We start from the raw sequence: 23,066 nt of genomic DNA on the forward strand, positions 1-23,066 counted from the left end.
GGCCGCCACCTGTTACAGGTGGCGGCCCTCGGCCGTGCTCCGGTCACCTCACCTTCACACCACGATCACGACGACGGCTCCGTTGCTGAAACCGTTGTTGAAGCCGAAGCCGTTGTTGAAGCCGAAACGGTTGCCGAAGCCGTAGTTGCAGTTGTTCCACCAGCCGCCACCGTAGAAGCAGCCACGGTTGGTGGAGACCTGGGCCGGAGCGGCCGCCGAGGCCGTACCGGTCGCGGCGATCGTGGCACCGCCGGCCATCAGGATGCCGACAGCGGACGCCGCGGCGAGACGCCTAGCACGATGTGCATTCATGGACGTACCTTCCTTCCACCCTTCGTGCGGTTCTCGAAGCACGAACCGGATGGCCGCGACCTCAGAGTGAAAAGTCCGGCGCGGTCGTAGGTCTGGCCGCCTGGGTTACCAGGACAGGGCTGTCGGACGCCCTGGTGAGCAGGGATTACGCCAGCGAAGGGCGTACCCCGCACGGCGGCTCTCTCCTGATCAATGCTAGCCGCCCCTCGATCACTCAGCATCCTGGACGAAATGCGCTGCGTGGGCGTGGTGGCCCGGGCAACCTTTCACGCTTCCCCGTACAACCTTCCGCGCCTCACAGACTTCCTACAGTCGGGGGATCATCCCTCCTGGACTCCACCGGACGAGAGAGGTTGAACGGGGATGACTGAAAAGGACGACTGGGAGCGCGAGTTCGACCACACGTGGGCGAGATCGGCCGAGCACAAGGAGCCCTCCGCCCGGGCCCGGATGCTCGCCGCCCGCTGGAAGGAGAACCCCCCGGACCCGGCACCGTTCCGCGCCCACCCGGACGCGGCCGGGCCCCGCCGGTCGTCCTGGGTGTCGACGGCCATAGTCCTCGGCTGCGCGGCCGCCGTCATCATCCTGCTCGGGTACGCCCAGATGCGGGCCCCCTACTAAGGAGACACGGCTCGCCCTGTGTCACCGGGACCGCCGGATCCGGCACCGGGCGGGCATTGACGCAGCGCGGGCGGGCGACGACTCACAGGGAGCTTTTGCTGCTCCTAGGGCCGTTCGGAACCACTTCATGGGAATCCGCAGGTGCACACTGGGCAGTGGGACGAGTGCCTGACTGCGGGGTGAGGCAGATGCAGAGCCGATTCCGGAGCGACCGGCGGCTGACCGTGCGGATGGCGGTCACGCTGTTCCTGCTCGGACTGCTGTACGTGGCGTTCGTCGCCGCGTTGATCGCGTTGCTGAAGTCGTGGGTACTGGTCGTCGTCATCGCGGCGGGTGCGCTCGCCGCGCAGTACTGGTTCTCCGACCGGATCGCCCTGTACGCGATGCACGGACGGGTCGTGGAGCGGGAGGAGTATCCCGAACTGCACGCCGTGATCGACCGGCTGAGCGCGATCGCGGACATGCCGAAGCCGGTGGTCGCCGTGTCCGAGATGGACATGCCGAACGCGTTCGCGACCGGGCGGAACCCCGACCATGCGGTGATCTGTGTGACCACCGGGCTGCTGCGGCGGCTGGAGCCCGCGGAGCTGGAGGGCGTACTGGCGCACGAGCTGTCGCACGTGGCGCACAAGGACGTCGCTGTGATCACGGTGGCGTCCTTCCTCGGCGTGATCGCCGGCCTGATCGTGCGGTTCGCCTTCTACTCGCAGCTCTTCGGCGGGCGGGGCCGCAAGGACCAGAACACCATCGCCGTGTTCGCCGCCGTGATGGGTATCTCCGCGGCGGTGTACGCGATCAGCTTCCTGCTGATCAGGGCCCTGTCCCGGTATCGCGAGCTGGCCGCGGACCGGGCGGCGGCACACCTGACCGGGCGGCCCTCGGCGCTGGCCTCCGCGCTGACGAAGGTCTCCGGCGACATCGCCCGGATCCCGACGAAGGACCTGCGCACGGCCCAGGCCTTCAACGCGTTCTACTTCACTCCTGCGCTGGGCGCCGAGCCCAGCATCGCGAACCTCTTCTCCACCCACCCGAGCCTGGAGCGGCGGCTGGAGCAGCTGGGACGGATCTCCGCCGAGCTGGGCGAGGCAGCGACGCCCGGGAAGGCGAGCTGAGGATGGGGCTGCTGGACATCCTGCTCGGGCGTACGAAGCCGGTCGTGCCCGATCTCGACCAGCTGTTCGCGCTGCCGTCGGCGGCGGTGACGCTGGAGGTGGCGGCGGGGTTCACGCCGACGGGGCAGGGTGCGGTGTGCTTCGCCACGGTCGAGGGTGCGGCCTTCGAGCAGACGCACCGGGAGGTCCAGGCACTCCTCGACGCGGACGCCGACCGCACCGGCCCCCCGGTGGAGCTGACGCGGGACGGCTACGGCTACTCCTGGCTGGTCTCCCACCGCGCCCCCGACGAGCTGTCGCTCCTGGTCAACGACCTGCACGCGGTGAACACGTCGATGGAGGTCAACGGCTTCGGGCCGCAACTGCTGTGCTCCCTGGCGGGATTCGAGGAACGGGGGACCGATCGGGGGCGCAAGCTGGCACTGGTGTACCTCTACAAGCGCGGCACCTTCTACCCGTTCGCGCCGCTGCCCGGTCAGGGACAGCGGCGCGACAACGCGCTCGAACTCCAGGTGAGGGCGGCGCTCGCGAACGACCTGCGGGTCGAGGCGGACCTGAGCCGCTGGTTCCCGGTGTGGGGCGCCCCCGGCCTGTGACGGCCGGGGACGTGTCGACGACGGTTCGGCTGCCGGTTCAGTTGCCGCGGTCCTGGCGGCGGGCCTCGAAGGGGCGCTCGCGGCGGTAGCGGCGCTCCCACTTGGCCTGCTGGTCACGGCGGGCTCGGTACGCCTGGTAGGTGGCGGGTGCCGATCCCGTCGGGGTGCCGGCGCCCGGCGTGGACGCCGAGGACGTGCCCCGCCCGTACCGCGCGTACAGGTAGAGCAGAGCGGCGGCGGCCAGCCACCAGACGTGGTTTCCGAATCCCAGGACCACCAGGACGACGGCTCCGGCCATGATGAATGTGCTCATGACTGGTATCTCCGTGTCCATGGATGCGTGGGTGTGTGGTGTCTTCAGCGTAGGGATGCGGTCACTCCGCGTGCATCTCCTTTTCTCGCGGGACCGCGGGAGGAGTCCTCGGCCCGACGGGCAGTGACTGAGCGATCGCTCGTGTCGAGCCGTCGGTCAGATCTCCGGTGCGGCCGCCACCACCCCCGCCGCGACCGCCGCGCCGAGGGCCGCGTGGTCGGCGGCGGTCTGGTCGGCGTAGCTCAGGGCGAAGTCGGCGACGGCTCGGTCGAAGGTCTCTGCGTTGCCGAGGTAGGCGGCGATGGCGATGCGGTCACCGGAGCGGGCGTGCCCGCGGGCCAGGGCGGTGCCGCACAGCCGGGCGTAGGTCTGGAGGATGTCCGGGTTCAGTCCGGCGACGTCCGCGGAGCCCTTCATGTCGCGCAGCTGCCGCCAGTAGTAGGCGCGGCCCTGCGGACCGGTCATCCACCCCAGGAAGATGTCGCCGGCGGCCTGGAGCAGCCGCTGCCCCGCGACGACCCGGTGGCCCGGGTGGACGTACGGCCCGTTCGGCAGATGCTCCTCCAGTACGGACTCCCTGGCCTCCTTGATCTGGAGGAACAGCGGGTCGTCGTCGTCCCGTCCGGTGAGCAGCACGATGAAGCAGCGGGTGCCGACGCTGCCGACGCCCACGACCTTGCGGGCGGCGTCGACGAAGCGGTAGCGGTCGAGGAGCAGGCGGCGTTCCTCGGAGAGCGTGGAGCGGTAGTCGCTGAAGATCTTGCGCAGGGCGGCCGCGTCGGAGGCTCCGGCGGACTCCAGGATCGGCGGATCCTGGATGATGCGCCGCCGGCCGTCGACGATCTCCGTCAGCTTGCCGAGCGCCTGCAGGCTGGTGCGGCGGCGGGCGCGGGTGAGGCTGGACTCGACGCGGCGGCGGTGGCGGCCGGAGCGGACCAGGGGCAGCAGTTGGTCGGCCTCGATGCGCTCGTACCAGACGGCGAGCTCACCGAGCCCGGCCAGCCGTCGCACGGCGGTGCGGTATCCGGCCACGGCCGCCAGGACGCTCTGGCGGACCTTGGCCTCGGTGTGCCCGTTCTCCCGGGCGGCCACGGCGACGGAGGCGGCCAGTCGTTTGACGTCCCACTCGAAGGGTCCGGGGAAGGTCTCGTCGAAGTCGTTGAGGTCGAAGAGCAGGGCGCGTTCCGGGGAGGCGTACAGACCGAAGTTGAGCAGGTGGGCGTCGCCGCACAGCTGCACGGTCAGGCCGGTGTGCGGCTGGGAGGCGAGGTCTCCGGCCATCACGGCGGCCGACCCGCGCAGGAAGGCGAACGGGGAGCGGGCCATGCGCCCGTACCGGACCGGCAGCAGCTCCGGCAGCCGGTCCCGCCCCTGCCGTTCCAGTACGGCGACGGGGTCGGGCCGCTCGACGGAGGGCAGCCACAGGCCGTGGGCGGAGCGGGGTATGTGTTTGCGGGCGTCCTTGCCGCGCTGGGCGCGGTCGGCCGGGGTGGTCATGGGCCGGGCCCCGGCCGTCCCGAGCGGAGCACCGGGGCGGCCCCCGGGAACGCCGCCCGCGCCCGCCTCCGCATACCGTGCAGCTTCATCGGACCTCCCTGCCGAATTCACCCTCTGAGGGCAGTGAAGGCCCCGGGCGGGGGTGCCGCATGCCCAGTACGGCGATCGTGTGACGGGCCGCGATTTGTCTGGAGACGGTCCCGGTTGTCAGTGGCGTCGGCGAGGATGCCCTCAGGACGGCGGTGCACGGGTGGGCGGAGGTCGGCATGGGCGACGAGCGGCGGTACATCGGCGTGGCGGAGCGGCGGGCCCGGCTGGCGCTGCGCCACCGGCTGGCCGGTACGGCACGGGCGGCGGCCCCCGAGGACATCGCCCGCTCCCTGGTCGCCCTGCACGGCACGGACCCGGCGACGGTGTACCTGGCCGTGGGCGCGCGCCTGACGGAGCCTGCGACGACCGTCTCCGCGACCGACCGGGCGCTGTACGAGGACCGCACGACGGTCCGGATGCACGGCATGCGGCACACGGTGTTCGTCTTCCCCACGGACCTCACCGCCGTCGTGCACGCCTCGACCGGTCTGGCGGTCGCCGCCCGCGAGCGTGCCTCGCTGGTCAAGGACATGGCGAAGGCCGGCGCGCCCGACGAGGCCTGGCTGAAGGAGGTCGAGGAGTCGGCCCTGGCCGTGCTGGGTCGACGCGGACAGGCGACGGCGGCCGAACTCGCCCGGGACGAGCCCCGGTTGCGGGAGCAGTTCGTGTACGCGGCCGGGAAGAGCTACGAGGGCGTCCACACCGTCTCGACACGGCTGCTGCGGGTGCTGGGGGTGGAGGGGAAGGTCGTCCGGGGCCGCCCGCTGGGCTCCTGGACATCCAGCCAGTTCCGCTGGGCCCTGGCCCCCGAACATCCCGAACTGGACGCCGCCGCGGCCCAGGCGGAGCTCCTGCGCCACTGGCTGACGGCCTGCGGTCCGGCGACCGAGGCGGACCTGAAGTGGTGGACGGGGTGGCGGGTGACGGACGTCCGCCGGGCACTGGCCGCGATCGGCGCGCGGGAGGTGGAGCTGGACGAGGGCACGGGGTACGTCACCGCCGGCGACGTCGCTCCCGTGGCGGGGCCCGCGCAGCCGTGGGCGGCGCTGCTGCCGGGTCTCGATCCGACGGCGATGGGCTGGCAGCAGCGCGACTGGTATCTGGCGCCCGAGTTGCGTCCTGCGTTGTTCGACGGCAGCGGGAATGTGGGGCCGACGGTGTGGTGGGACGGGCGGGTGGTGGGGGGTTGGGCGCAGCGGGCGGACGGGGAGATCGTCTGGCGGCTCCTCGACACGGAGGGGATCGGCCGGGAGGCGGAGGCGATGATCGCGGCGGAGGCCGAGAGGTTGCGGGGGTGGGTGGGGGCGACGCGGGTGACGCCGCGGTTCCGGACGCCGGTGGAGCGCGAGTTGGCGGGGTGACCGGGGCTGGAGCCGGGCGGTGGGGCGCGCGGTCCGGCGCTTACGGGGGCCGCCCGCACTCACCCGGTCCGCGGCACCCGTGCCGCGGACCGAGGGCGCCGGGCACCGTCAAAGAGAGACCGCACCCGGCGCCGTGACTCACCTCGCGTATCGCATCAGCGCGCGCACCATGTGGCACGTCGTGTCCGACGGTGGGTGGACGCCGATCTGTTCCGCTGTGCTCCGTATCGTCTCGTTGCGGGCCTGGTTCGGCATGTAGACGCCCGAGTCGAGGAGAGCGATGGCGAGGCGCATGGCCTTGAGGCGGCGGTTGTGCGTGACGTACCACTCGCGTGGACGCCCGGGCGGCAACGGCCGCTTCTCGACCGGCGCGTAGGGCATGTCGAGCAGGACGGAACGCTTCGCGGTGGACTGAGTGGGCAACGGCTTCGGCTTCAGTGCGGCAGCGGGCACAGGCATCCTCCTGTCGCGGTCAGGGCGCCGTCCGGACTCCCCGGCGACACCCTCGAACACTGCTTCTATTCTACCGCCCGGCACTGACAAAAGCCCCTGGCCACAAGGGCTTTCGGGGGCACAGTGACGCCTGTGGGAGACGGGTTTTCGCGTACCGTGGGCGCCATGGAAATCTGGATCAATCCGGCCTGCTCCAAGTGCCGCAGCGCCCTCACACTGCTCGACGCCGAGGGTGCCGACTACACCGTCCGCCGCTACCTGGAGGACGTACCGACCGAGGACGAGATCAGGGCCGTACTCGACCGCCTCGGCCTCGAACCGTGGGACATCACGCGTACCCAGGAGGCCGACGCCAAGGAGCTCGGTCTGAAGGAGTGGGCGCGGGACGCCGGTTCGCGTGACCGGTGGGTCAGGGCGCTCGCCGAGCACCCGAAGCTCATCCAGCGTCCGATCATCACCGCGGACGACGGCACGGCGGTCGTGGCCCGTACCGACGAGGCCGTTCAGGAGGCTCTGTCCCGAACCGAGACGTGAACCGCGACGTGAACCGGGACGTGAACCGAGACCTGCACCCACGTGTGACGCAAGGTGTGACGCAGGTTACTTCGATTGACTCCTGTAACCGCTGAGTAACTTCGTTCGGTATCTCGTACATAGCGGCGTACGCTCCCCTACCTCTCAGGAGGCGCGGATGTCGCGCAGGAGAACACTCGGCACGAAGAAGAAGCTCGCGCTGCTGGTCAGTGCCGCGGCGGTGGCGGGAGGGGGTGCCTTCGTCATGGCGAGCACCTCCAACGCCGCACAGACTCCGCGGACCCTGTCCGCCGGGGACTCGACCGTCTGTCAGGGGCTCGCCACCGCCCTCGGCAACAACCAGAAGTTCATCGACGGCCAACGGGCCGCTCCGGACGCCCAGTCCACAGCCCGGATCGCCAACCGCGAGGCGGTCATCGCGCAGATCAAGGTGCAGCAGAAAGCGTCCGGATGTGCGGTTGGGGAGTCGGCTCAGGGCTCCCAGACCACCCAGCCGGCGCAGACCGCCCCCGCACAGACCGCACAGCCGTCCCAGGCCGCCACCCCGGGAAACGCGGGGAACAACGCCGGTGGCGCCGCCGCCTCCGGTCAGCAGGTCTGCAACGGCTCGACGGTCACCCTCTCCGGCGAGGGCGGCGCTCCGGCCGCGTCCAGCAACCAGTTCCCGGCGGGCACGAAGCTGAAGGTCACCAATCTGGACAACAACAAGTCCACGACGGTGGAGGTCACCGGAGTCTCCGGCAGCTGTGCCCTGCTCAACAACGCCGCTTTCGAACAGGTCCGTGAGCCCGGCAAGTTCCTGATCCGCCGGGCTCTGATCGAGAAGGTGGGGTGAGGCTCAGGGCTGGAGGAAATCCGTGAGGCGGCGCCCCGCTCGAGCGAAGCCGAGAGGGGGGTGAAGGTCCTGCTGCTCCCGGCCAGGAGCAGCGGGACCGGCACGTCCAGGACCCGCAGCGCGTCCGGCGTGGCCCGCGGACCGGTCACCGGCTTCACACGGAGGGGAAGCCGGTGACCGCTTCCTGGAGCCCTCGGGCGCTTCTCACACTCATCGCATACGAGACGACGTACGGGACCGTCTCCCCGGGCTCCGCGACCGCGAACGGCGGCCATCCGCCGACCGGGTGTCCTCACACCGTGAAACGCGCCACAGCACCGCCAGGTAACACGGGGTTCACAATCGGGCAATGACCGGGAAATGGCCTGTTGACAGGCTTCCGGGCATCAGGTGCGGCGCCCCAGTGCCGCAGCGCCGCAGCACCCGCAAGTGCGTCTAACGACCCACCCCCGAAGGAAGTGGCCCGTGACCTTCAAGGCTGAGTACATCTGGATCGACGGCACCCAGCCGACGGCGAAGCTCCGTTCCAAGACGAAGATCCTGGCGGACGACGCCAAGGGCGCCGAGCTGCCGATCTGGGGCTTCGACGGGTCCTCCACGAACCAGGCCGAGGGCCACGCCTCCGACCGCGTGCTCAAGCCGGTCTTCATCTGCCCCGACCCGATCCGCGGCGGCGACGACGTTCTCGTCCTGTGCGAGGTCCTCAACATCGACATGACGCCGCACGAGTCCAACACGCGTGCCGCGCTGACCGCGGTCGCGGAGAAGTTCGCCGCCCAGGAGTCGATCTTCGGCATCGAGCAGGAGTACACCTTCTTCGACGGCGCCCGTCCGCTGGGCTTCCCCGAGGGCGGCTTCCCGGCCCCCCAGGGCGGCTACTACTGCGGTGTCGGCGCCGACGAGATCTTCGGCCGTGAGATCGTCGAGGCCCACCTGGACAACTGCCTGAAGGCGGGTCTGGGCATCTCCGGCATCAACGCCGAGGTCATGCCCGGCCAGTGGGAGTTCCAGGTCGGCCCGCTGTCCCCGCTGGAGGTCTCCGACCAGCTGTGGGTGGCCCGCTGGCTGCTCTACCGCACCGCCGAGGACTTCGGTATCTCCGCCACCCTCGACCCGAAGCCGGTCAAGGGCGACTGGAACGGCGCCGGCGCGCACACCAACTTCTCCACGAAGGCGATGCGCGAGGGCTACGACGCGATCATCACCGCGTGCGAGTCGCTCGGCGAGGGCTCCAAGCCGCTCGACCACGTCAAGAACTACGGCGCCGGCATCGACGACCGCCTGACCGGCCTGCACGAGACCGCCCCGTGGAACGAGTACTCGTACGGCGTCTCCAACCGTGGCGCCTCGGTCCGTATCCCGTGGCAGGTCGAGAAGGACGGCAAGGGCTACATCGAGGACCGCCGTCCGAACGCCAACGTCGACCCGTACCTGGTGACGCGTCTGATCGTCGACACCTGCTGCACCGCGCTGGAGAAGGCCGGCCAGGTCTGATCCCCGGATCGTCCCGGAAGGGGCGCCCGCCGTCATGGTGGGCGCCCCTTCCGCGTTTCCCGCGCTTCCGCGTTTCCCGCACTTCCGTGGAGACGGCCAAGGTGGTCGGCCGACGTCAACTCCTCGCCAAGGAAGCGTCCAAGCAGTGAGAGGAGTCTCCTGCTACAGGCGTGTGTCTGCTTCAATGGGGCCATGGCCAGCTTCCAGAAGTACACCGCGACGGGTCGCCATGACCTCGAGCCCTTCTGGCCTTCCCGTCAGCACCACGACTTCGACCGGGTGTGTTGTCGCGCGATGGACGCGCGGGCCCTCTAAAGCCGTACACCCCGGCCTTCGGCCAGCGCGCACGACGTACGTCCTCGACGAGCCCGACCACGCATCGCGGCCGTCGTCCTTCCCGACGCACTCCTCGCGCGAAAGAGCTGACCTCTCATGGCGACCACTCGTACTCTCTCCTCCGCCCCCACCCTCACCGCTCCCGCTCCGAACGGCTCCGCCCGCCACCGGCTGCGGGCCGTCGACCGGGACGAGGTGGTGGACGTCGCGGAATTCCTGCCGCCGGGTGCCACCTGGCTGCCCGCCCCGCAGCACACCCTGCCCACCCTGCCGGGCCAGCCGCCGATGATCGGCTACCTGGTGCTCGTCCCGGCCGACCAGCAGCCGCCGTTCCTGCCGGTGGCGGTGCCCGACCAGTCGGAGGCCGAGCAGTCGGCCGCCCCGGCCGCGGGCGAGCCGCTGGTGCGCATCGACACCGTGCAGCGCATCGCCGAGGTGGACGGGCGCGAACTCGACCTCACGTACCTGGAGTTCGAGCTGCTCGCACACCTGGTCGCGCACCCCAACCGGGTGCACACCCGCGACCAGCTGGTCACCACGGTGTGGGGCTACGGCCACGTGGGCGACGGCCGTACCGTCGACGTCCACATCGCCCGCCTGCGCCGCAAGCTGGGCGTGCAGCACCGCAACGCGATCCAGACGGTCCGCCGCGTCGGCTACAAGTACTCCCCGCCGCTCGCGCACTGAGCATCTGCGTTCCCCGAGTTCTCCGAGTTCACTGCGTTCTCTGCCGACGGCAGATCATGGTTCCCTCCCGCGGCTCCACCGGGCACAGTCACCGGCATGAGACTTCTGGTGCTGGGTGGTACGGAGTTCGCGGGACGGGCCGTGGCCGAGGCGGCGCTCGGGCACGGCTGGGACGTGACGGTGTTCAACCGGGGGCGGCACGCGGCCGTCCCCGGCGCCCGTTCACTGCTCGGCGACCGCACCGCTCCCGGCGGGCTCGCCTCGCTGGCGCGGGGCGAGTGGGACGCCGTCGTCGACACCTGGTCGGCGGCGCCCCGCGCGGTACGGGACACGGCTCGGCTGCTGCGGGGCCGCGCACGGCGGTACGTCTATGTGTCGAGCTGCTCGGTGTACGCCTGGGCCCCGCCCGCCGGGTACACCGAGAACGCGCCGCTGGTCGAGGGCGCCTCGGCCGACGCGGAGCAGACCGACTACGCGCGCGACAAGCGGGGCGGTGAGCTGGCGGCCGTGGCGGAGTTCGGGGCGGAGCATTCGGTGCTCGTGCGGTCCGGGCTGATCCTCGGGCCGTACGAGAACGTCGGGCGGCTGCCCTGGTGGCTGACCCGCATCGCGCGCGGCGGGCCCGTCCTCGCGCCGGGGCCGCAGGATCTGCCCCTGCAGTACGTCGACGTCCGCGACCTCGCCGAGTGGGTTCTCGGGGCGGTGGAGCGGGAGTTGAGCGGGCCGTACAACCTGATGAGCCGACAGGGGCACACCACGATGGGTGAGTTCCTGGACGCGTGCGTACGGGCCACCGGTGCGGCGGCCGAGCTGCGGTGGACCGATCCGGACGTCGTCCTCGGCGCGGGCATCGAGCCGTGGACCCAGCTGCCGGTGTGGGTACCGCCGGAAACCGACCTGCACGACGCGTTGCACTCCGCGGACGTCTCACGCGCGCTGGCGACGGGCCTGGAGTGCAGGCCGGTCACCGAGACGGTGACCGACACCTGGACGTGGCTGCGGGCCATCGGCGGCACGGCGCCCCAGCGGCCGGACCGGACGAGCAAGGGACTCGATCCGGCGGTGGAGGCCAAGGTGTTGGGACAGGTCCTGGAGGCCGGCGGAGGTGTATCCGACACCACCCCCTGAACGGGGGGCCCGGCCCAGTGACCGTCGACCGGCCGTCCGCGAGACTGACGCCATGAACGCCAACACGCAGAGCAGCGGCATCGGTACGCGGGCCCGGAACGCCGCGCTGGCCTCGGGGCGAGGGTTCGTGCTGTCCTTGGTGTCCTTGCCGGAGGCCATCCTCTGCTACACACTCTCCGTCATCTCCATCGCGCTCATCCCCGTCCTCGGGCTCGGGCTCCTCACGACCCCGTGGGCCCTCACCCGGGTGCGGTCCTTCGCCGACCGGCGGCGGATCCTCGCGGCCAAGTGGTGCGGGATACGCATCCCCTCGGCCTACCGGCCGCTACCGGAGGGCGGCAAGCCCTGGGCGCGCACCTACGCGATGCTCCAGGACCCGGCGACCTGGCGGGATCTGCGGTGGCTGCTGGTCGACATGACGGCCGGATACCTCACCGCGCTGATGCCGGCCGCGCTGGTCCTCTACGCGGTGGAGGGGTTCGCGCTGGCGGCGGGGCTGTGGCGGGTGTACGCGGACACGACCGGCGACACATACTGGTACGCCTTCGTGCCGGTCTCCGGCCAGGCGTCCGCCCTGTGCGCGGCCGCCCTGGCCGCCGTCTTCCTGGTGCTCGGCTACTTCTACACGCCGCGCCTGCTGACCACCCACTTCCGGCTCACCCGCGCCGTCCTCGCCCCCAGCCAGGGCGAACTGGCCGAGCGGGTCCGGATCCTGACCGAGACCCGGCGGGACGCCGTGGACACCTCCGCGGCCGAACTGCGACGCATCGAACGCGACCTGCACGACGGGGCGCAGGCCCGCCTGGTGGCGATGGGCATGGACCTGGGGACCATCGAGATGCTCCTCGACAAGGACCCCGAGAAGGCCAGGCAGCTGCTCACGCAGGCCCGGCAGTCCTCCGCCGACGCGCTCGCCGAGCTGCGCGACCTGGTGCGCGGCATCCATCCGCCGGTGCTCGCGGAGCGCGGACTGGGCGACGCCGTACGGGCGTTGGCGCTGCGGATGCCCCTCGCGACAGAGGTGACCGTGGAGCTGGACGGCCGGGCGGACGCGCCTGTCGAGTCGGCCGCGTACTTCGCCGTCAGCGAGCTCCTCACCAACGCCGTCAAGCACGCGAACGCCGACCGCATCTGGGTGGACCTGCACCACACCGACGGCATGCTGCGGATCACCGTCACCGACAACGGCCGGGGCGGCGCCGCGATCGGGGCCGGTTCGGGCCTGGCCGGGGTCGAGCGACGACTGGGTACATTCGACGGCGTCCTGGCCGTCAGCTCTCCCGCGGGCGGTCCCACCATGGTGACCATGGAGCTTCCGTGCGAGTTGTCCTAGCCGAAGACCTGTTCCTGCTGCGCGACGGACTGGTCCGGCTCCTGGAGGCCTACGACTTCGAGATCGCCGCGGCCGTCGAGTCCGGCCCCGAGCTGACCCGGGCCCTGGCCGAACACCGACCCGACGTCGCGGTGGTGGACGTACGCCTCCCGCCGACGCACACCGACGAGGGCCTGCAGTGCGCGCTGCGGGCCCGCCAGGACAGACCCGGACTGCCGGTGCTGGTCCTCTCCCAGCACGTCGAGCAGCTGTACGCGCGTGAGCTGCTCGCCGACGGCAGCGGCGGGGTCGGCTATCTGCTCAAGGACCGGGTGTTCGACGCGGAGCAGTTCGTGGACGCCGTACGACGGGTGGCGGCCGGCGGTACGGCGATGGACCCGCAGGTCATCCAGCAGCTGCTGGCGCGCACCGCGGACGACCGGCCGCTCGGGCGGCTCACACCCCGGGAACGGGAGGTGCTGGAGCTGATGGCGCAGGGGCGGACCAACGCGGCGATCGCCACCAAGCTCGTCGTGACGGAACGGGCGATCGCCAAACACACCGCCAACATCTTCGCCAAACTGGGACTCGAGGTGTCGGACGACGACAACCGTCGCGTGCTGGCCGTGCTCGCCTATCTGGACCAGGACCGCTGATCACCTCACTACCGCGATCACCTCAACCACCGTGATTATTGAGGGAGTTGAGGGCGAATTGTTCCTCGAACCTCTCATCAATTTCTGAGACGTTTGAACACCCGTGGGACCACCACCGTATGGATGGGAGCCGCTTCACTCCTGTCGGGCGCCTCGATGCTGCCCCGCAAGGAAGTCAGAGGAGTTCCATGGGACGCAACACACGTAAACGCCGTTCGTCGATGGCCAGCAAGGCCATAGCCGCATCGGCGGCCCTAGCGCTCGGTGGGGGCGGGCTGATCTGGGCGAACTTCTACGCTTCGGCGCACGAGTCGAACAACTCGGCGCAGAACCAGACCAAGGCCGCCACCGCGGCCGCGCAGGTCGCCACCATTTCCTGCCCGGACGTGGGGCAGAAGCTGACGAACGTGCCCAACGCGGCACGCTCTGGCGTCGACAAGGAGCTGGCGAACCTCGACAAGCAGATCACCGAGGCCTACGCCCGTCTCGCCTCCACCCGCCCGGCCCAGGCGAACGACGCGAGCTTCGTCCAGAACGCGATCGTCGGCCCCCTCAAGGAGAAGCGGGCCGCGACGATCGACCGGATCAGGATCGACATCCAGCGGGTCGGTGGCCAGGCGGCCAACCTGAGTTCGCTCGCGGCCTGCACCACGCAGGCGGCCAACGCGAACACCAACGCCGGCCAGGCGGGCAACGGCCAGCAGAACAACAACCAGAACAACCAGAACAACAATCAGAACAACAACAACCAGAACAACGGAGGCCAGCAGAACAACAACGGCGGCCAGCAGCAGGCCGGCAACGGCGGCCAGGCCGGCAACGGTCCGACCGCGGCCGACTTCGTCGACATCACGAAGGTCCAGCCGAACGTCAAGGCGAAGCCGCAGAAGACCGGCAACGCCTCGACCGGTACGTTCACCACGAAGTGCGGCGTGAACGCCAACGGCAGCCACAACACCGACAACGTGATCGTGGCGCCCGGCGTGACCAACGGCGCGCACCACCTGCACGACTACGTCGGCAACCAGACGAACGACGCCTTCTCCAACAACAACACGTTCGCGGCGGGAGAATCCACCTGCCAGAACCAGCAGGACAAGTCGCTGTACTACTGGCCGGTGCTGCGCGTGCAGGACGGCACGCAGGACTTCGACCAGAACAACGACGGCGGTGGCAAGGAAGGCAACGTCGGCAAGATCCTGGTGGCCAAGCAGGCCCAGATCAAGTTCGTCGGCAGCCCGACGAGCAAGGTCGTGGCGATGCCGCAGTTCCTGCGCATCATCACCGGTGACGCCAAGACCACCACCAACGGCCTGGCGAACGCCAACGCGCACTGGAGCTGCACCGGCTTCGAGAACAAGGTGCAGCTCACGGAGCAGTACCCGATCTGCCCGCAGGGCAGCCAGGTGGTCCGCACGTTCGCCTTCCAGAGCTGCTGGGACGGCCAGAACATCGACAGCGCCAACCACCGCACGCACGTCGCCTTCGCCGACGCCAACGGCAACTGCGCCAACGGCTTCAAGGCGATCCCGCAGCTGACGATGCGCCTGGTGTACAGCGTGCCGCAGCCGGTCGTCCAGAACGGCCAGGTGAAGAACGCCTACGCGGTGGACGGCTTCCCGGAGCAGCTCCACAAGCCGGCCACCGACCACGACGACTTCATCAACGTCATGTCGGCGAACCTGAACAACAAGGTGGCCACCTGCATCAACAAGGGCCAGAAGTGCCAGTGACGACACGGCGCTAGCCCGACAGGAAACCGGCGGTGGGAGAAACCCACCGCCGGTTTTCGTGTGCCACAGGGCTTTCGGTGACCTTTCAGCCGCAGGGGCTTTCGGTGACCTTTCTTCAGTGACCGGAGTGCGAGGCCCCGTGGTCGGTGCCCTGCTCGATGTCCCCGCCGAGCGTGCCGCGCAGGGCCGACACCGTACTGTCCTCGCCCACGGCCACCCACTTGCGGCCGACCAGGTAGTGGCCGCCGTAGTCCTTGGCCTCGTTGATCCACTCGCGCTGGCCGCGGTCGGTCGCGAAGGTCGCGAGGATGAACTTGCCGTCGGAGTTCTTGCACACGGCCTGGCGGATCTCGTCGGCGTCGGTCTGCATGTCCGGCGTGCACCTCACCTCGGCGGCCAGGTGCTCCAGGCTGCCGGTCGCCGTCGCCGGCACCGCCTTCGCGTCTCCGTCGGAGCCGCAGCCCGCCAGCGCCAGCACCGCCACGGCGCCGGCCGCCGCGAGCATCGGTCGGGTCACCATCATCTGTCCTCCCTGCAAGAGCCTCGTCCTGGATACGGCTCCGGTGCGCGACGCACTCAAACAGGGCTCAAGGTGCTCGGAGTGCAACGTCCTCGGAGTACGAGGTGCTCCGAGTTCCAGATGTTCCAAACCGAGTGTCCCTGCAGGCACACTCGTGCGAAGGTGTGCCGGTGAACCAGGACTGGGAAGATCGCGTGGCCGCCGCCTGGGCCACCATCGACGACTACACCGAGGCCACCGCGGCGGACTTCCGGGCGGTGATCGACGCGCTCGTCGCCGAATTGCCCGACGGCAGCCCGCTCGGTCCGTTCGAACAGGCATCCGCATGGGACTCGACCGGCCACTCGGACAGGGCGGTTCCGCTGTACCGGGAGGCGCTCGCGCTCGGGCTCAGCGAGGTCAGCGGCTACAAGGGCCGCCGCGCCAAGATCCAGCTGTCCAGCTCGCTGCGCAACACCGGCCGGGCGGAGGAGGGCGTCAAGCTGCTGACGCCCGAACTGGACGGCCCGTCGGACGAGTTGGACGACGCGGTGCGCGCCTGTCTCGCGCTGTGCCTGTCCAGCCTCGGGCGGGACCGCGAGGGGCTCTCCCTCGTGCTGGGCGCCCTGGCTCCCCACCTGCCCCGCTACCAGCGATCGATGGCGAACTACGCGCGGGCGCTCGTCGAACCGGAGAACTGACTCGGCGGACGACCGCCCGGGTGTGTGACGGTGACCAACCACGGATTCGCTCGTTCTGCTGAACGTGCAGTCACAGCATGTCGCCCCGCGCCCCACTCCTTCCGCCACCGACGTCGACATCGAGCAGGCCGAGGCCGCGCTCGTCGAGCACTACCCGCGGCTCGTCCGGCTCGCCTACCTGGTGCTGCCACCGGCTCTCGGCCGGGGCCGGCGCGTCCTGGCGGCGCACGCCCTCACCCAGCGCGCGCTGCCCGGGAAACGCGCGTCGGCGCCCGTCATCCCGGCCCAGTCGACAGGCCGGGACGGCGATCCGGGTTACGCCTTCGTCCGTCTCCAGATCGTGCGTTCGGCACTGGGGGCCGGCCTGCCGCTGCGGCGCCGGGCCTGGCCGAAGCTTTCCCAGCTGCCGCCGCCCCTGCCCCAGGTGTGGGGCCTGCGCCTCTTCCCCCGCTCGGGCGGCGCCGACGAACTCGCCCTGGACCAGCGGCTGTCGGCCCTGTCCGGACCCGCCCGCGCCGCCTATGTGCTGCGCGGCCTGGAGAAGCTCCCCGACGGCGATGTGCGCGAGGTGCTCTCGGCGGCGGACGTGGCCGACCCGGCGGCCGCGCTGCGCGAGGCCGACGCCGCGCCCGCGCAGTACGCGCTGCTCGACTCGCCCGCGTTCGACCCCTGCTCGCTCCAGGCCCGGCCCACCGATCTGAGGCGGCGCCGGCAGAGGTCCCGGGCCGCACTGGCCGCGGCCGCCGCGCTCGCGGTGTGCGGCGCCCTGGTGGCCCTGCCGGGCGACGGCTGGGGCCCCGACGGCGCCGCCGCGCCGGCGTACGCGCAGAACCCGGCGGCCGAGGCCGCCCTGGACCCCGGCAAGCTGCTCCGGGTCGCACCCCTGGCGTGGCAGTCGTCCACACGCACCGACTTCTCCGTGTGGCCCGCGCGCGGCGGCCTCACCGGCGACACGGCCCTGCTGCGCCGCGCGCTCGCGGTCTGGGCCCGCCCCGGCGGGACCGTCCGCCTCTCCGCCACCCCCGGCACCCCGTCCGGCGGCCCGGCCGGCCCGCCCCAGCTGCTGTACGCGGGCAGCGTCGACAGCGCGCGCGTGGTGATCCTCTACGACGGTCTGCGCGTCGCGCGTTACGCCGAACCGAAGGACGGCACGCGGGGCGTCGCCCTTGACCTGGCCCGCGTCGACGGCGCGACGGCCGCCGACGCGGGCGCCGTGGTCCTCGATCGGGCCGACGGCAACGTGCGCTATCTGACCGCCCCCTGGGTGAAGCAGGCGGCCGAGCGTGACCTGATGAAGCCCGGCGCCGGGGCAATGCCCCTCGACCTCACCGGCGGGATCACCGCGCCGCTGGCCAGCCCGGTCGCGCGAAACGGCCTCTGCACCTCGTGGAACGTGCTGCAACTGACCGACGGATCCGGGAAGCACGTACTGACGGACCTCGGCGAGGTGGTGCCGGCCAGGCTGACCGCGGGCAGGCCCACCAAGCCCCAAGAGGTGTCCGGGGCCAAGTCGCTGCACACCTGGGCGCCGTTCGCCTGCTCACTGGTCGACGCGCGCACCCAGGGCGTGCGGTCGGTGAACGCCTGGAAGTACGCCGAGCAACAGCTGCCGGACGCGAACGGCACGGCCACCTGGGTGTGCACGCGGGCCGAGACATGGCGGGGCGGCGGGCCGCGGGTGCTGGCCCTGTTCAACACGCCGGGCGGGAGGTACGGGGCGGCCGTGGCGAAGGCGGAGAACGTGTCGGCGTGCGGTGCCCGCGATCCGCACGTCCTGGCGGGCGTGCTGTGGAAGTCGGAGGCCGGTTCCTGGTACCTGCTGGCCGCGGCCAGCTGGGGCACCGAGTCGATCAGTACGACGGGCGGGGTCCGGGCGACCTCGCAGAGCAGGATGCTGGTGGCGCCCGCGAAGAAGGGGGCGCAGGTCGGCCTCAAGGGGACGCTGGACGACGGCACGAAGATCACCGATCTGCGCTGAAAGAAGCCGCGGAAAGAAGTGCGCCGCGAGGGTTCCACCCGGGTCTACCCGTCAGTACATTGACGCCATGTCTAACAAGCAGGCCCGGGTGCCCCGTCCCGTCGGGGGCGAGCGGATACCGCTCAAGGCGCGCAAGGTGTCCTTCTCCTGGGAGGCCACCCCGCTGCACTGGGTGCCGGGGGACCCGTTCGCCACACACACCATCAACGTGCTGCATCTGCTGCTGCCGGCCGGTGAGCGGTGGTTCGTGCACGTCTACAAGCAGGTGCTGCCGTACATCCGGGACGAGCGGCTGCGCGAGGACGTCGTCGGGTTCATCGGGCAGGAGGCGATGCACTCCCAGGCTCACGACGAGGTGCTGCCGCACCTGAAGGAGCTGGGGCTCGACCCGACGCCGTACACCGCGCAGGTCGACTGGTTCTTCGAGAAGCTGCTCGGCGACCGGACCCTGCCGCCGGGCAAGGCGCGCAAGTGGTGGCTGCTGGAGCGCGTCGCGATCATCGCGGCCATCGAGCACTACACGGCCTTCCTCGGCAACTGGGTGCTGAACGCCGAGGAGCTGGACCGGTGCGGCGCCGACCCGACCATGCTGGACCTGCTGCGCTGGCACGGCGCCGAGGAGGTCGAGCACCGGTCCGTCGCCTTCGAGCTGTTCCTGCACGTCGACGGCAGCTACCGACGGCGCGCCCGGACCTGGGCGACCGCGTTCACGGCGCTGGTGTTCCTCTGGCAGCGCGGGATCCGCTTCTTCATGGCGAACGACCCGACGCTCATGGACGGCAGGGCCGGCTTCAAGGACTTCTACGTGCGCGGCCGCCAGGGTGTGCTGCCCCCGACCGGCGACATGCTCAGGTCCGTCCCGCGCTACCTGAGCCGTGACTACCACCCCTCTCAGGAGGGCAGCACCGCGCAGGCCGTCGCCTATCTGGCCTCCTCCCCCGCGGCGCTGGCGGCGGAAAAGGGTGCCGCGTGATGCCGAAGCTGCGGACCGTCGTGGTCGTCGCGGGCGCGGCGCTGCTCGCCAGGCGGGCGATGCGCCGCCGGATCCAGGCCTCGCCGCTGTGGCCGTTGCCCGCCCTGGAGCGGCCGGTCTCGGGGCAGCCGCGGTCGCGGACCCTGCGGCTGCTGGTGACCTCGCACGAGACGGTCGCCGAAGGGGTCGTACAACTTCGCCTGCAGGGGCGGCAGTTGCTGCCGCGCTGGGAGCCCGGCGCGCACCTCGATCTGGTGCTGCCGTCGGGGCTCGTGCGGCAGTACTCGCTGTGCGGCGACCCGGCGGACACCTCGTCGTACACCGTGGCGGCGCGGCTGGTCGAGGGCGGGCGGGGCGGCTCGCGCGAGGCGCACGAGCGGGTGCGGGAGGGCACGGAACTCGAGGTGCGGGGGCCGCGCAACCGGTTCCCGCTGGTCGAGGCGGAGTCCTACGTCTTCGTCGTCGGCGGGATCGGGATCACCCCCGTCCTGCCGATGCTGCGGGCGCTGCCGCCGGGCGTGGAGTGGCGGTTGCTGTACGGCGGCCGTACGCGGGCCTCGATGCCGTTCCTGGAGGAGGTCGAGAAGCTGGGCGGGGAGCGCACCACGGTCGTCGCCGAGGACGAGGACGGACGGCCCGATCTCGACGCGCTGTTCGCGGACCTGCCGGAGGGCGCCGCCGTCTACTGCTGCGGGCCGGAAGGGTTGATGGAAGCGGTGTCCGCGCGCATCCCGGCCGGGGCGACGCTCCACCTGGAGCGGTTCGCGCCGCGCGGCCCGGTCGGGGGCGACTCCTCGTTCGAGGTGGAACTCCGCCGCAGCGGACGGACGTTGACGGTGCCCACCGACTCCACCGTGCTGGCCGCCGTGCGCGCCGAGCTGCCGGACACCGTGTACTCGTGCGAGCAGGGCTTCTGCGGGACCTGCCGGCAGCGGGTGCTGGAGGGCGAGATCGACCATCGGGACGAGCTGCTGACGGACGCGGAGCGCGCAGACTCGATGCTGATCTGCGTCTCGCGGGCACGAAGTGATCGTCTCGTGTTGGATTTGTGAACACCTGCGGCAGGTCAGGTCCGTTCGATTCCGGTTGCGATCGGTAAGGTGTTCGCATGACTACCGGGGTCCGCCGCAGAATGGGAGTCGACGAGCGTCGGCAGCAGTTGATCGGTGTCGCCCTCGAACTGTTCAGCCGCCGCTCGCCCGACGAGGTCTCCATCGACGAGATAGCGTCGGCGGCGGGTATCTCGCGGCCGCTCGTCTACCACTACTTCCCCGGCAAACTCAGCCTCTACGAAGCGGCGTTGAAGCGGGCCTCCGAGGATCTGGCGGGCCGGTTCGAGGAACCGCACGACGGTCCGCTGGGGGCGCGGCTGCTGCGCGTGATGCGCCGGTACTTCGACTTCGTGGACGAGCACGGCCCCGGTTTCTCGGCCCTCATGCGCGGCGGCCCCGCCGTGGGCTCCTCGACGACGAACGCGCTCATCGACTCCGTACGGCAGGCCGCCTACGAGCAGATCCTCGCGCATCTGGGGATCACGGACCCGCCCGCGCGACTGGAGCTGGTGATCCGCTCCTGGATCTCGCTCGCCGAGTCGACCGCGCTGATCTGGCTGGACGGCCGGCGCATCCCGCGTGCCGAGCTGGAGGTCCAGCTCGTGCACGACTTCGCCGCGCTGACGGCCGTGAGCGCGGCGTACGACGACGAGATGCGCACGCTGCTGCTCCCGATGTTCAGGGACGAACCGGCCGACGGCCCCTTCAGCGACCTGGCCGCCCGGCTGATCGCCCTGGCGTCCTGAGGAGCTTCCTCAGCTCTCGAACTTCCGGTACGACGGGTCGAGGTCGCGCACCTCCGCGGAGGCGTGCAGGGCCAGGCCCTCGGCGGGCTTCACATACTGGCGCAGCAACTCCAGCGCGGCCTCGGTGAGCCGGGCCCTCGTCTCCTCGGTGCGGCCGGCCAGCAGGCCGATGTGGATGTGCACGACGGCGTGCCCCTCGGTGTCCGGGCCGACCACGGTGTCCTCGGTCCGGCGGAACTGCGTCTTGCACGCCGGCGGCTTCGCGGCCGCGATCTCGACCGTGGCGGCGTGCAGCGCCCGCGCGAATCCGGGCCGGTCGAAGTCGTCCGCGAGCCGTTCCGAGTAGTCGACGGTGATCTGCGGCATGGGCACTCCTGTTCTAGGCGACGGGGCTCAGCCTAGTCGCAGCGCCAGCATCGCGATGTCGTCCTCGCGGTCGTGGCCGAAGCAGTCCAGCAGCAGGTCACACAGGGCGTCGAGGCCGGCCGGGGCGTCGGCCGCGGCCGTGCGCAGGTGACGCAGGGAGGTCCCGAGGTCGGTGCCGCGGGTCTCGATGAGACCGTCGGTGACCATGAGGAGCCGGTCGGTGGGGCGCAGCACCAGCTCGGTGGGTTCCGGGCGGTCCAGGCCGAGCCCGAGCAGCGGCCCGGCCACGTCGACGTACTCGGCGCCGCCCTCACCGCGCAGGAGCAGCGGCGGGATGTGGCCCGCGTTGGCGATGCGCAGCCGCCCGCTGTCCGGGTCGACGAGGGCCAGGCAGACGGTGGCCGTGATGTCCGGGTGGTAGCGCTGGAGCATCCGGTCGAGCCGTCCGGCCAGTACGGCGGGGTCGCCGTCCTCGACGCAGTAGGCGCGCAGCGCGTGCCGGATCTCCACCATGACCGTGGCCGCGTCCAGCGAGTGCCCGACGACGTCGCCGACGGCGGTCAGCACTCCGGCGCCGGTGCGCAGGGCGGCGTAGAAGTCGCCGCCGATCTCGGTGTCGTGGGACGCGGGCACGTAGCGGACCACCAGGTCGACGCCGGGCAGCTCGGGCAGGCTGTCCGGGCGGGGCAGGAAACTGCGCTGGAGGGTGAGGGCGACATGGCGCTCCACCTGGTACATGAGCAGCGGCTCGGCGGCGAGGGCGGTGGCCTGGGCGAGACGGGCGAGCAGCCCGTCGTTCGCCGGATCCGCGCGGTGGGCGGGGCGCGCGGGCGTGGCGACGCAGACCGGCGAGCGCTGGCCCTGGGTGAGGGTCAGCACGAGCCGGGCGTCGTCCCGCACCCCGGGCCGGAAGAACCCGGCCGGCCACAGCGGTGCGGGCACGACGACGCTCTGCACCCCGCCGCGCCCGTCCGCGATCCGCGGCAGCAGCCGTGCCACGGCCTCCTCCGCCTCCGCTCCCGGCAGCCCGAGGACACCCAGGTCCCGGGACGTCCCCCGGTACAGCTCCCCGTCCGGTCCGGCGATGAACACCACGGCGGGGGTGCCGGTCAGCCGGGCCGCGCCCTCGGCGGCCGCGCCGGCCAGCTCCTCCGGGCAACGCGCGGCCTGCACGGTGACGATCGCCTCGGACAGCAGCGTCAGCCGGTGGACCAGCGTCTCGGCGCCCGTGCCCCGGCGTGCCCCGCGCAGCGCGGCCCGTACGACCGCCTGTATCTCCTGCGGGTCGGCGGGCACCGTCAGATAGGCGTCCCCGCCCGCGTCCAGTCCCCGGCACCGGTCGCCGGGCGCCACGGAGGCGGCGGAGAAGTGCACGACGGGCAGCGCGGCCATGGGCGGCCGGGCCTTGACCCGGCGGCACAGCTCGAAGCCGCTCATGTCCGGCAGGCCCACGTCCACCAGTGCCACATCGGGCAGTGTGCCCGACCGCAGCCGTACGTCGAGTTCGACGAGCGCCTCTCTCCCACTGGCCACCGGCACCACCCGGTGGCCCGCCCGGCGCAGTACCGCGCCCATGGCGTAGCGGTTGGCCGCCACGTCGTCGACGACCAGCACGGTCGTGTCCGTCTGCTGCTTGCCGTTGCCGTTCATGTTCCAACGCCCCTCAAGGGCATGTGCCGGT

General features: G+C 71.2%; 24 protein-coding genes. 17 read left to right on the top strand and 7 right to left on the bottom strand.

All coding sequences use genetic code 11. The annotated features are described in order from the left end of the window. Positions 1 to 54: 54 nt before the first annotated feature. The gene (locus tag ACFY16_RS05885; protein WP_390645816.1) at positions 55 to 312 is read right to left on the bottom strand and encodes a hypothetical protein; all 258 of its coding nucleotides are present in this window, start codon (positions 310 to 312) and stop codon (positions 55 to 57) included. 363 nt (positions 313 to 675) lie between these two features. Here ACFY16_RS05885 and ACFY16_RS05890 point away from each other — a divergent pair, with 363 nt between their 5' ends. The 3 genes from ACFY16_RS05890 to ACFY16_RS05900 all read left to right on the top strand — a co-directional run bounded on the left by ACFY16_RS05890 (position 676) and on the right by ACFY16_RS05900 (position 2,641). Further along, positions 676 to 933, top strand: a complete 258-nt coding sequence (locus ACFY16_RS05890) for a hypothetical protein (RefSeq protein WP_390645817.1) — start codon at positions 676 to 678, stop codon at positions 931 to 933. A gap of 188 nt (positions 934 to 1,121) precedes the next feature. Beyond that, positions 1,122 to 2,045 (top strand): zinc metalloprotease HtpX, encoded by a 924-nt coding sequence (gene htpX / locus ACFY16_RS05895; protein ID WP_390645818.1) that lies wholly within the window; start codon positions 1,122 to 1,124, stop codon positions 2,043 to 2,045. 2 nt (positions 2,046 to 2,047) lie between these two features. Further along, a complete protein-coding gene (locus ACFY16_RS05900; RefSeq protein WP_390645819.1) occupies positions 2,048 to 2,641 on the top strand; it encodes a hypothetical protein in 594 nt (197 codons plus the stop codon). 37 nt (positions 2,642 to 2,678) lie between these two features. Here ACFY16_RS05900 and ACFY16_RS05905 read toward each other — a convergent pair whose 3' ends face one another. After that, positions 2,679 to 2,954, bottom strand: a complete 276-nt coding sequence (locus ACFY16_RS05905; protein WP_390645820.1) for a hypothetical protein — start codon at positions 2,952 to 2,954, stop codon at positions 2,679 to 2,681. Positions 2,955 to 3,110: 156 nt separating this feature from the next. Continuing rightward, complete coding sequence (locus tag ACFY16_RS05910) at positions 3,111 to 4,451, bottom strand: DUF2252 domain-containing protein (RefSeq protein WP_390645821.1); 1,341 nt, start codon at positions 4,449 to 4,451, stop codon at positions 3,111 to 3,113. A 266-nt stretch (positions 4,452 to 4,717) separates the two neighbouring features. On the opposite strand from ACFY16_RS05910, the gene ACFY16_RS05915 reads away from it, so the two are divergent. Beyond that, positions 4,718 to 5,902: a winged helix DNA-binding domain-containing protein gene (locus ACFY16_RS05915; RefSeq protein ID WP_390645822.1), complete on the top strand. Its 1,185-nt coding sequence runs from the start codon at positions 4,718 to 4,720 to the stop codon at positions 5,900 to 5,902. Positions 5,903 to 6,040: 138 nt separating this feature from the next. On the opposite strand, the gene ACFY16_RS05920 is transcribed toward ACFY16_RS05915, so the two are convergent. Next, positions 6,041 to 6,355 (bottom strand): hypothetical protein, encoded by a 315-nt coding sequence (locus ACFY16_RS05920; protein ID WP_390645823.1) that lies wholly within the window; start codon positions 6,353 to 6,355, stop codon positions 6,041 to 6,043. 165 nt (positions 6,356 to 6,520) lie between these two features. Between ACFY16_RS05920 and ACFY16_RS05925 the strand changes: the two genes are divergently transcribed. The 8 genes from ACFY16_RS05925 (at position 6,521) to ACFY16_RS05960 (ending at position 15,070) form a co-directional block, all read left to right on the top strand. Beyond that, positions 6,521 to 6,889, top strand: coding sequence for an arsenate reductase family protein (locus ACFY16_RS05925; RefSeq protein ID WP_390645824.1), 369 nt, complete (start codon positions 6,521 to 6,523; stop codon positions 6,887 to 6,889). Positions 6,890 to 7,046: 157 nt separating this feature from the next. Then, positions 7,047 to 7,724, top strand: a complete 678-nt coding sequence (locus tag ACFY16_RS05930) for a hypothetical protein (protein WP_390645825.1) — start codon at positions 7,047 to 7,049, stop codon at positions 7,722 to 7,724. 465 nt (positions 7,725 to 8,189) lie between these two features. Then, positions 8,190 to 9,218 carry a glutamine synthetase gene (gene glnII, locus ACFY16_RS05935; protein WP_390645826.1) on the top strand — a complete coding sequence of 343 codons (1,029 nt, stop codon included), beginning with the start codon at positions 8,190 to 8,192 and terminating at the stop codon, positions 9,216 to 9,218. A 432-nt stretch (positions 9,219 to 9,650) separates the two neighbouring features. After that, positions 9,651 to 10,241, top strand: coding sequence for a winged helix-turn-helix domain-containing protein (locus ACFY16_RS05940; protein ID WP_390645827.1), 591 nt, complete (start codon positions 9,651 to 9,653; stop codon positions 10,239 to 10,241). Between the two features lie 96 nt (positions 10,242 to 10,337). Next, entirely contained in the window at positions 10,338 to 11,369 is a 1,032-nt protein-coding gene (locus tag ACFY16_RS05945) for an NAD-dependent epimerase/dehydratase family protein (protein WP_390645828.1), read from the top strand. Between the two features lie 52 nt (positions 11,370 to 11,421). Further along, positions 11,422 to 12,702 (top strand): sensor histidine kinase, encoded by a 1,281-nt coding sequence (locus ACFY16_RS05950; protein ID WP_390645829.1) that lies wholly within the window; start codon positions 11,422 to 11,424, stop codon positions 12,700 to 12,702. After that, a complete protein-coding gene (locus ACFY16_RS05955; RefSeq protein ID WP_390645830.1) occupies positions 12,687 to 13,337 on the top strand; it encodes a response regulator in 651 nt (216 codons plus the stop codon). Before ACFY16_RS05950 ends, ACFY16_RS05955 begins: the two co-directional genes overlap by 16 nt. A gap of 188 nt (positions 13,338 to 13,525) precedes the next feature. Then, positions 13,526 to 15,070 carry a DUF1996 domain-containing protein gene (locus ACFY16_RS05960; RefSeq protein WP_390645831.1) on the top strand — a complete coding sequence of 515 codons (1,545 nt, stop codon included), beginning with the start codon at positions 13,526 to 13,528 and terminating at the stop codon, positions 15,068 to 15,070. A 115-nt stretch (positions 15,071 to 15,185) separates the two neighbouring features. Here the strand turns inward: ACFY16_RS05960 and ACFY16_RS05965 are convergent, their stop codons facing one another. Further along, positions 15,186 to 15,593 carry a hypothetical protein gene (locus ACFY16_RS05965; RefSeq protein ID WP_390645832.1) on the bottom strand — a complete coding sequence of 136 codons (408 nt, stop codon included), beginning with the start codon at positions 15,591 to 15,593 and terminating at the stop codon, positions 15,186 to 15,188. 167 nt (positions 15,594 to 15,760) lie between these two features. Here ACFY16_RS05965 and ACFY16_RS05970 point away from each other — a divergent pair, with 167 nt between their 5' ends. From ACFY16_RS05970 to ACFY16_RS05990, 5 genes are all read left to right on the top strand, one after another. Further along, entirely contained in the window at positions 15,761 to 16,270 is a 510-nt protein-coding gene (locus ACFY16_RS05970; protein WP_390645833.1) for a tetratricopeptide repeat protein, read from the top strand. Between the two features lie 64 nt (positions 16,271 to 16,334). After that, a complete protein-coding gene (locus tag ACFY16_RS05975) occupies positions 16,335 to 18,248 on the top strand; it encodes a hypothetical protein (RefSeq protein WP_390645834.1) in 1,914 nt (637 codons plus the stop codon). Between the two features lie 67 nt (positions 18,249 to 18,315). After that, on the top strand, positions 18,316 to 19,221 hold the full coding sequence (locus tag ACFY16_RS05980) for a metal-dependent hydrolase (protein ID WP_390645835.1): 906 nt from the start codon (positions 18,316 to 18,318) through the stop codon (positions 19,219 to 19,221). Next, positions 19,221 to 20,273 (top strand): PDR/VanB family oxidoreductase, encoded by a 1,053-nt coding sequence (locus tag ACFY16_RS05985; RefSeq protein ID WP_390645836.1) that lies wholly within the window; start codon positions 19,221 to 19,223, stop codon positions 20,271 to 20,273. Before ACFY16_RS05980 ends, ACFY16_RS05985 begins: the two co-directional genes overlap by 1 nt. 56 nt (positions 20,274 to 20,329) lie before the next feature. Next, positions 20,330 to 21,019 (top strand): TetR/AcrR family transcriptional regulator, encoded by a 690-nt coding sequence (locus tag ACFY16_RS05990; RefSeq protein ID WP_390645837.1) that lies wholly within the window; start codon positions 20,330 to 20,332, stop codon positions 21,017 to 21,019. 9 nt (positions 21,020 to 21,028) lie between these two features. Here the strand turns inward: ACFY16_RS05990 and ACFY16_RS05995 are convergent, their stop codons facing one another. Continuing rightward, positions 21,029 to 21,385: a 5-carboxymethyl-2-hydroxymuconate Delta-isomerase gene (locus ACFY16_RS05995; RefSeq protein ID WP_390645838.1), complete on the bottom strand. Its 357-nt coding sequence runs from the start codon at positions 21,383 to 21,385 to the stop codon at positions 21,029 to 21,031. Between the two features lie 27 nt (positions 21,386 to 21,412). Beyond that, positions 21,413 to 23,035 (bottom strand): SpoIIE family protein phosphatase, encoded by a 1,623-nt coding sequence (locus ACFY16_RS06000; RefSeq protein ID WP_390645839.1) that lies wholly within the window; start codon positions 23,033 to 23,035, stop codon positions 21,413 to 21,415. Positions 23,036 to 23,066: the final 31 nt, after the last annotated feature.

The organism is Streptomyces sp. NPDC001315 (genome assembly GCF_042896175.1).
Classification (GTDB): domain Bacteria; phylum Actinomycetota; class Actinomycetes; order Streptomycetales; family Streptomycetaceae; genus Streptomyces.